Genomic DNA, 4,702 nt, shown 5'->3' with positions numbered 1-4,702 from the left:
GATCTACCTCTGGGCCGACAGCCCGGAACGCGCCTTCGTCGAAAAGACCTCGGCCGCCATCATGGTACTCCTGGTGTTCCTGGTGTTCATGAACGCGATCGCGATCTATCTCCGCAAAAAATTCGAACGCAAGTGGTGAGTGCCATGACTGCCCCGATCAACACTCTCGACTTTACCACCCACACCGTTCCGCTGGATGGCAAGGCCAAGATCTCGGCCAAGAACGTCAACCTCTGGTATGGCGAGAAGCAGGCCCTCTACAACATCAACCTCGAGATCGCCGAGCATCAGGTGACGGCGCTGATCGGCCCCTCGGGCTGCGGCAAGTCGACCTTCCTGCGCTGCCTCAACCGGATGAACGACACGATCTCGATCTGCCGCATCCAGGGCGACATCAGGATCGACGGCGACGACATGTACGCGCCGGAACTCGACGTCGTGCATCTGCGCGCCCGGGTCGGCATGGTGTTCCAGAAGCCCAATCCCTTCCCGAAGTCGATCTTCGACAATGTCGCCTATGGTCCCCGCCTGCACGGCCTCGCCGAGTCCAAGGACCACATGGAGCACATCGTGAAGTCGAGCCTGGAGCGGGCCGGCCTGTGGAAGGAAGTGTCCGACCGCCTGGCTTCGCCCGGCACCGGCCTTTCCGGCGGCCAGCAGCAGCGCCTGTGCATCGCCCGCGCCATCGCGGTCTCGCCCGAAGTCATCCTGATGGACGAGCCCTGCTCGGCCCTCGATCCCATCGCCACGGCGAAAATCGAGGAACTGATCGACGAATTGCGCGAGAATTTCACCATCGCCATCGTCACGCATTCGATGCAGCAGGCGGCGCGCGTGTCCCAGCGGACCGCCTTCTTCCATCTGGGCGTGCTGGTCGAGAATGGTCCGACCGAAGGGATCTTCACCAATCCCGTCGACAAGCGGACCCAGGATTACGTCACCGGTCGCTTCGGCTGAGCCGGCAGGGAGCAGTCACATGGCCGACAATCACATCGTCTCCGCCTTCGATCAGGAATTGAATGCGCTGAAGACCAAGATCCTGCGCATGGGCGGCATCGCGGAAGCCAATGTCGCCTCGGCGATCCAGGCGATCGTGCGCCGCGACCGGGCCCTCGCCGAGCGCACGATTTCCTCGGATCAGCGCATCGACGTCTTCGACAGCGAAATTTCCGATCTCGTCACCCGGCTCCTGGCGCTGCGCCAGCCGATGGCGGTGGATCTTCGCTTCATCGTCGGCGCGATGAAGATCGCGACCGATCTCGAGCGCATCGGCGACTACGCCAAGAATATCGCCAAGCGTTCCACCGCGCTCGGCGTCGCCGTGCCGCAGCAGCCGATGCATGCCATTCCGCGCATGGGCGAACTCGTCCTCGGCATGATCAAGGACGTGCTCGACGCCCTCTCGAGCGAGGACGCGGACAAGGCCGTCGCCGTGCGTGACCGCGATCCGGTGCTGGACGAGCTGTACAACAGCGTCTTCCGCGAACTTCTGACCTATATGATGGAAGACCCGCGGACGATCACCGGCTGCACCCATCTGCTGTTCATCGCCAAGAACATCGAGCGCATCGGCGACCACGCGACCAACATGGCCGAGACGATCTATTACATCGTCCGCGGCCAGCGCATGGTCAGCGAACGGCCCAAGGCCGATGTCACGGCGGAAATGTCCGACCCCGGCAAGGTCGCCTGATCGAATGGTGCGTCCATGAAGCCTTCCATCCTGATTGTCGAGGACGAACCGGCCCTTGTCGACCTGCTGCGTTACAACCTCGAAGCCAACGGCTTCGAGGTGCGCGTCGGCATGGATGGCGAAGAGGCGCTGATGCTGGTCGACGAGCGTCTGCCGGATCTCATCGTCCTCGACTGGATGCTGCCCTCGGTCTCGGGCATCGAGATCTGCCGCCAGCTGCGTCGCAAGCCCGCGACGCGCCAGGTGCCGATCATCCTGCTCACCGCCCGCACCGAGGAAAGCGATCGCGTGCGCGGGCTCGAGTCCGGCGCCGACGATTATGTGACCAAGCCCTTCTCGCCGACCGAACTGCTGGCCCGTATCCGCGCCGTGCTGCGCCGCTCCCGCCCGGCCCTTTCGGACGAGGGCCTGACCTACGCCGATGTCGAGATGGACCTGTCGGCCCACCGCGTGATGCGGGGCGGCTCGGAAATCCATCTCGGGCCGACGGAGTTCCGCCTGCTGCGCCATTTCCTGGAAAACCCGGGCCGGGTGTTCAGCCGCGAACAGATCCTCGACGCGGTCTGGGGCCGCGACATCTATATCGAACAGCGCACGGTCGACGTCCATATCCGCCGCCTGCGCAAGGCGCTGAACGCCCATGGCGGCAAGGACATGATCCGCACCGTCCGCTCGGCGGGCTATGCCATCGACACGCAAGGGGCGGGTCGCGGCCTGCGTTACTGAACCAGCGCTCCCGACCGGGGGGGCCGCCGGCCGCCGAAGCGGCTGGGGCTCTGCCCGGTCCAGCGCCGGAAGGCATGGGTGAAGCTGGCGGTCTCGGCATAGCCGAGACGCTCCGCCACCGCCTCGACCGCCATGCCGGTCTCGGTCAGCATGTCGACGGCGAGATCGTGGCGCAGGCGCGCCACCAGATCGCGATAGCCGATGCCCGCTTCCGCCAGGCGGCGGCGCAGGCTGCGCTCCGACAGGCGAAGCTCGGCCGCCACCTCCGGCAGATCGGGAAAATGGCCGGGCCGCGCCAGGATGCAGGCCGTCACCGTCTCGACGAAGGGATCCTGCCCGCGCAGGCGGCGCAGGCGCTCGTGACAGGCCTCGACATGAAGCGAGGCCACGACCGGATTGGCCTGGGGCAGCGGGCGGTCGAGATCATCCTGGCCATAGAGGATTTCATTGGCCCCGGCATCGAATTCGACCGGACATTGCAGCGCCGATTCATAAAGACCGGCGAGACCGGCGGGCTCGGCGAAGCGGAAGCGGGCCCCCTGGCAGGCCGGCGCCTCGCCCCAGAGATCGCTGGCGATGCGCCGGGCGGCGGCGATGTCGCGTTCCACCATGTAGCGGCGCAGGGGTTGCGGCAGGTCGCGGTCGTCGAAATTCACCGCGCTGCCCTCGCCCCGGTCGACGAAGGCGATGGGCATCACGCTGTAGGTCAGGTCCTGATATTCGAGCCCGAGGGCAAGGGCGCTGCGCAGGGTCGCGCTGGCCAGCAGGGCGAAACCCCAGACACCATAAGCCGCCACCCGATAATATTGCCCGACGTGAAGGCCAAGGCCCGGCGGATCGCCCAGATCGCCGAGCATGGCCGAAATCACCCGCAGCTCGGCCGAAGCGAGGACTTCCGCCGCGGGGTCCGACAGAAGCGCGGCCGGCAGGCCGGCGGCGGCCAGATAGGGCGCGATATCGACCTGCCGCGCCGCGAGGGCGTCGCGCAGCACGCACAGGCTGGTCACCGGCCAGCGGCGGCGGTCGAGGTCGGATTTCATCGCCCCATCATGCCGGATTGGCCGAAACTATCAAGTCCATGGCCAAAGCGAACGTGGTGCCTTTCGCAGCTTTTACCTATTCTCCTGTGCATGAGGGCGGCGCGAGACCGGCCGTTTCGGGAGGAGAGAGCAGCATGGCATCCGTGAAGGTTTGCGTGATCGGCACCGGTTTCGCCGGTCTGTGCACCGGCATCCAGCTGAAGCGCTCGGGGATCGAGGATTTCGTCATCCTCGACAAGGCGGACAAGGTCGGCGGCACCTGGCGCGAGAATTCCTATCCCGGCGCCGGCTGCGACGTGCCCTGCCACCTCTATTCCTTCTCGTTCGAGCTGAACCCCGACTGGTCGCGGCGCTTCGCCAAGCAGCCGGAAATCGTCGACTATATCGAGCATTGCACCCGGAAATACGGGCTGGAGCGCCATATCCGCTTTCGCTCCGAAGTCCGGGAAGCCCGCTTCGACGAGGCGCGCGGCCGCTGGACCGTGACGCTGGCGGATGGCGAGACCATCGATGCGCAGTTCGTCGTCTCCGGCCTCGGCCAGCTCAGCCGGCCGCAGTTTCCCAGGATCGCCGGCCTCGACCGTTTCAAGGGCAAGGCGTTCCATTCGGCGCATTGGGATCACGACTATGACCTGACCGGCAAGCGCGTCGCCGTCATCGGCTCGGGCGCCAGCGCGATCCAGTTCCTGCCGGAGATCCAGCCCAAGGTCGGCCGCCTCACCCTGTTCCAGCGCAGCCCGGCCTGGATGATCTCGCGCGACGACCATTTCTTCCCCGGCTGGGCCAAATGGCTGTTCCGCCATGTGCCGGGCGTGCAGCGGGCCTATCGCAATTACACCTATCTGCTGCTCGAGGCGCGCTTCCCCTCGCTGCGCCGGGCCAGGGGGCTGTTCGCCAGCCTCGCCCGCAAGCAGTGCCAGGCCCATCTCGACAAGCAGGTGACCGACCCGGTGCTGAAGGCCAAGCTGCAGCCGGATTATCCCGTCGGCTGCAAGCGCATCCTGATTTCCAACGACTGGTATCCGGCCCTGTCGCAACGAAACGTCGATGTCGTCACCGATGCGATCGCCGAAGTGACCGAAACGGGCGTGGTCACGCGCGACGGCAAGCTGCACGAGGTCGATTGCATCATCTATGGCACCGGCTTCGAGACCCAGAGTTTCATCGCCCCGATGAAGGTCTGGGGCCGCCAGGGGGCGGAGCTGAACGAGCGCTGGCGCAATGGCGCCGAAGCGCACAAGGG

At 65.8% G+C, this 4,702-nt stretch carries 5 protein-coding genes and 1 pseudogene; 5 read left to right on the top strand and 1 reads right to left on the bottom strand.

The window, feature by feature from the left end; genetic code table 11:
- The 4 genes and pseudogenes from KAY22_RS24850 to phoB all read left to right on the top strand — a co-directional run.
- Positions 1–139: pseudogene (locus tag KAY22_RS24850) on the top strand (phosphate ABC transporter, permease protein PstA); the annotation flags it as partial.
- A gap of 5 nt (positions 140–144) precedes the next feature.
- A complete protein-coding gene (pstB, locus tag KAY22_RS24845) occupies positions 145–957 on the top strand; it encodes a phosphate ABC transporter ATP-binding protein PstB (protein WP_296625810.1) in 813 nt (270 codons plus the stop codon).
- Between the two features lie 19 nt (positions 958–976).
- Positions 977–1,693: a phosphate signaling complex protein PhoU gene (gene phoU / locus KAY22_RS24840; RefSeq protein WP_296625809.1), complete on the top strand. Its 717-nt coding sequence runs from the start codon at positions 977–979 to the stop codon at positions 1,691–1,693.
- 15 nt (positions 1,694–1,708) lie between these two features.
- Complete coding sequence (gene phoB / locus KAY22_RS24835; RefSeq protein WP_296625808.1) at positions 1,709–2,419, top strand: phosphate regulon transcriptional regulator PhoB; 711 nt, start codon at positions 1,709–1,711, stop codon at positions 2,417–2,419.
- On the opposite strand, the gene KAY22_RS24830 is transcribed toward phoB, so the two are convergent.
- Positions 2,413–3,459, bottom strand: coding sequence for an AraC family transcriptional regulator (locus tag KAY22_RS24830; protein WP_296625807.1), 1,047 nt, complete (start codon positions 3,457–3,459; stop codon positions 2,413–2,415). The genes phoB and KAY22_RS24830 overlap by 7 nt on opposite strands.
- Before the next feature lie 134 nt (positions 3,460–3,593).
- Here KAY22_RS24830 and KAY22_RS24825 point away from each other — a divergent pair.
- Positions 3,594–4,702 (top strand): NAD(P)/FAD-dependent oxidoreductase (locus KAY22_RS24825; RefSeq protein WP_296625806.1); only part of this gene is annotated, 1,109 nt, incomplete at its 3' end.

Origin of the sequence: Rhizorhabdus sp. (genome assembly GCF_018006725.1) — a bacterium.
GTDB lineage: Bacteria > Pseudomonadota > Alphaproteobacteria > Sphingomonadales > Sphingomonadaceae > Rhizorhabdus.
This window is presented reverse-complemented; position numbering and strand designations above follow the sequence as displayed.

Excerpts from the sequence above, each read along its gene's own strand:
- pstB (WP_296625810.1), top strand. The coding sequence starts at position 145 with ATGACTGCCCCGATCAACACTCTCGACTTTACCACCCACACCGTTCCG.
- phoU (WP_296625809.1), top strand. The coding sequence starts at position 977 with ATGGCCGACAATCACATCGTCTCCGCCTTCGATCAGGAATTGAATGCG.
- phoB (WP_296625808.1), top strand. The coding sequence starts at position 1,709 with ATGAAGCCTTCCATCCTGATTGTCGAGGACGAACCGGCCCTTGTCGAC.
- KAY22_RS24830 (WP_296625807.1), bottom strand. The coding sequence starts at position 3,459 with ATGAAATCCGACCTCGACCGCCGCCGCTGGCCGGTGACCAGCCTGTGC.